Source organism: Azonexus sp. (assembly GCF_036170495.1).
GTDB lineage: Bacteria > Pseudomonadota > Gammaproteobacteria > Burkholderiales > Rhodocyclaceae > Azonexus.
The window spans coordinates 1-2,831 of record NZ_JAVHPH010000466.1; the positions used below are offsets into that span (position 1 = coordinate 1).

Annotated in this window: 4 protein-coding genes; all 4 read left to right on the top strand. The window is 54.6% G+C overall.

Annotated elements, in window-relative coordinates; all coding sequences use genetic code 11:
- A partial coding sequence (locus tag ADADOO_RS16735; RefSeq protein ID WP_511278647.1) for a YbaB/EbfC family nucleoid-associated protein occupies positions 1-200 on the top strand: 200 nt, incomplete at its 5' end.
- A 3-nt stretch (positions 201-203) separates the two neighbouring features.
- The gene (recR, locus tag ADADOO_RS16740) at positions 204-803 is read left to right on the top strand and encodes a recombination mediator RecR (RefSeq protein ID WP_511278648.1); all 600 of its coding nucleotides are present in this window, start codon (positions 204-206) and stop codon (positions 801-803) included.
- A gap of 84 nt (positions 804-887) precedes the next feature.
- Positions 888-1,484, top strand: coding sequence for a ubiquinol-cytochrome c reductase iron-sulfur subunit (gene petA, locus ADADOO_RS16745; RefSeq protein WP_511278649.1), 597 nt, complete (start codon positions 888-890; stop codon positions 1,482-1,484).
- A gap of 3 nt (positions 1,485-1,487) precedes the next feature.
- Positions 1,488-2,789 carry a cytochrome b gene (locus ADADOO_RS16750; RefSeq protein WP_511278650.1) on the top strand — a complete coding sequence of 434 codons (1,302 nt, stop codon included), beginning with the start codon at positions 1,488-1,490 and terminating at the stop codon, positions 2,787-2,789.
- The last annotated feature ends 42 nt before the right edge of the window (positions 2,790-2,831 follow it).

The following is a 2,831-nucleotide window of genomic DNA, read 5'->3' on the forward strand; positions in this document are numbered from 1 at the left end:
AGGTTGTGATGACTGGAGCCCATGAAATACGTAGAGTCAGCATTGATCCGTCGGTTATGGATGACCGGGAAATGCTTGAAGATTTGATTGCCGCTGCCGTGAACGATGCTGTTCGGCGAGGCGAAGCACTAAGTCAGGACAAAATGTCGGGTTTTACTTCGGGTCTAAACCTCCCGCCTGGGTTCAAGCTTCCTTTTTGATTAGTGAATCCGTCCGGACTTAATTCTCTGATAGAAGCGTTGCGCTGCCTGCCCGGTGTCGGGCCAAAATCGGCGCAGCGCATGGCATATCACTTGTTGCAGCATGACAGAAGGGGCGCTCAGTATCTGGGGGATGCACTACAGCATGCGTTGCAATCGATTCGGCATTGTCAGCGCTGCAATACGTTTGCCGAGGCAGAGATATGTGAACGCTGTGCATCGCCACGGCGAGATGCAAGCTTGTTGTGCGTTGTCGAAACACCGGTTGACATGAATATGATGGAGCTGACCCAGAGTTATCAGGGGCTCTATTACGTACTGATGGGCAAAATATCTCCCCTTGATGGGGTTGGGCCCAAAGATATTGGTCTGGATCGTTTCGTGGCTAGAGCCCTTGACGGCGTCGTTCAGGAGGTCGTATTGGCGACAAACTATACCAACGAGGGAGAGGCGACGGCCCATTACATAACGGCTATGCTCGGTAGCAAAGGTGTTCGCGTGACCCGGATTGCCCGTGGCGTACCAGTGGGTGGTGAGCTCGAATATGTCGATAGTGGCACCTTGGCCCAGGCATTTCGAGAGCGCAAGGCTTGTGGTGGGTGATATCTGACTTTTATCGGGCCATCCGATAACGTATAATTTAGCGTTTAATTTTTATCCCATCTAATTCCGTTAGGGGTCAGCGTAATGAGCAATCAAGGAAAAATGGACTGCGGGCGGCGACGTTTGGTCGTTGCGACCGCAGCCGTAGGCGGGGTGGGGGCGGTGGCCGCACTCGTGCCGTTCGTATCCAGCTTGCTTCCATCCGAGCGTGCCAAGGCTGCAGGCGCACCGGTCGAAGTGGATATCAGCAAGCTCGAGCCGGGTCAGATGATGACTGTCGAGTGGCGCGGCAAGCCGGTGTGGATCATTAATCGCACCAAGGAAATGATGGAGACGCTGCCCAAACTGGCTGATGCGGTTGCAGATCCGAAGTCCGAGAAAAACCAGCAACCAGCTTATGCCCAGAACGATACGCGTTCGATCAAGCCGGAAATCATGGTCGTTGTCGGTATCTGTACGCACCTCGGTTGTTCGCCCTCCCAGAAGTTCAAGGCGGGCACCGAAGAAGGAATGCCCGGTGGGTGGCTGGGGGGCTTCCTGTGCCCCTGCCATGGTTCTACCTTCGACTTTGCCGGTCGTGTCTACAAGTCGAAGCCAGCCCCGACCAACCTCGAAGTGCCGCCGCACGTGTATCTCGCCGATACCCGTATCCTGATCGGCGAAGACAAGAAGGGAGCATAAGAAATGGCTGCTGGCAATTTCGAAAAATACAAATCCGATGGCTCGCTGGCCGGAAACGCTTTGGAATGGGTTGATGCCCGTTTTCCGGCGACTTCCATGTGGAAGGGCCACCTGTCTGAGTACTACGCCCCGAAGAACTTCAACTTCTGGTATTTCTTTGGCTCTTTGGCGCTGCTGGTTCTGGTGATCCAGATCGTTACCGGCATCTTCCTGGTTATGCACTACAAACCGGATGCCGCGCTGAACGCCAATGGCGTGCCGATCGCATTTGCTTCAGTTGAATACATCATGCGTGATGTATCCGGTGGCTGGCTGATTCGCTACATGCACTCCACCGGTGCTTCGGCCTTCTTCATCGTGGTTTATATGCACATGTTCCGTGGTCTTCTCTACGGTTCATACCGCAAGCCGCGTGAGCTGACCTGGCTGTTTGGTGTGGGCATCTTTCTTTGCCTGATGGGTGAAGCCTTCTTCGGCTATCTGCTGCCATGGGGGCAGATGTCTTATTGGGGCGCTCAGGTTATTGTCAATCTGTTCTCGGCGATCCCCGTCATCGGCGGCGACCTGTCGCTGATCATTCGTGGTGACTTCGTCGTTGGCGACGCCACGCTTAATCGCTTCTTTTCCTTCCACGTGATTGCCTTCCCGCTCGTTCTGATTGGTCTGGTGGCTGCTCACGTTTTGGCGTTGCACGAAACGGGTTCGAACAACCCGGATGGTGTCGAGATCAAGGCCAACAAGGATGAACACGGTATTCCGCTTGACGGCATCCCGTTCCATCCTTACTACACGGTCAAGGACATTGTCGGCGTCGTCGTCTTCCTGATGGTTTTCTCGGCAGTGATGTTCTGGGCACCGGAAGGTGGTGGCTACTTCCTGGAAACGCCGAACTTCTATCCGGCTGACCCCTTGAAGACCCCCCTGCACATCGCGCCGGTCTGGTATTTCACGCCGTTCTATTCGATTTTGCGTGCGGTTACCTATCCGCTCTTCGGTCTCGATGCGAAGTTCTGGGGTGTGGTTGCCATGGGCGCTTCGGTCGTGATCTTTGCCTTCCTGCCGTGGCTGGATCGTAGCCCGGTCAAGTCGATCCGTTACCGTGGCCCGATCTACAAGACGCTGCTGACCATCTTCGTGATCTGCTTCTTCATTCTGGGTTATCTGGGTACGCTGTCCCCGTCGCCGATGGGGGAACTGGTATCGCAGGTTTGTTCAGTATTCTACTTCGGTTTCTTCCTCGCTATGCCGTGGTGGTCGCGGATGGATAAGTTCAAGCCGGTCCCCGACCGTGTGACGTTCAAGTGAGAGGATGACAAAAATGAAAAAATTCCTTATCGCCTTGCTCTT

Excerpts from the sequence above, each read along its gene's own strand:
- petA (WP_511278649.1), top strand. The coding sequence starts at position 888 with ATGAGCAATCAAGGAAAAATGGACTGCGGGCGGCGACGTTTGGTCGTT.
- ADADOO_RS16750 (WP_511278650.1), top strand. The coding sequence starts at position 1,488 with ATGGCTGCTGGCAATTTCGAAAAATACAAATCCGATGGCTCGCTGGCC.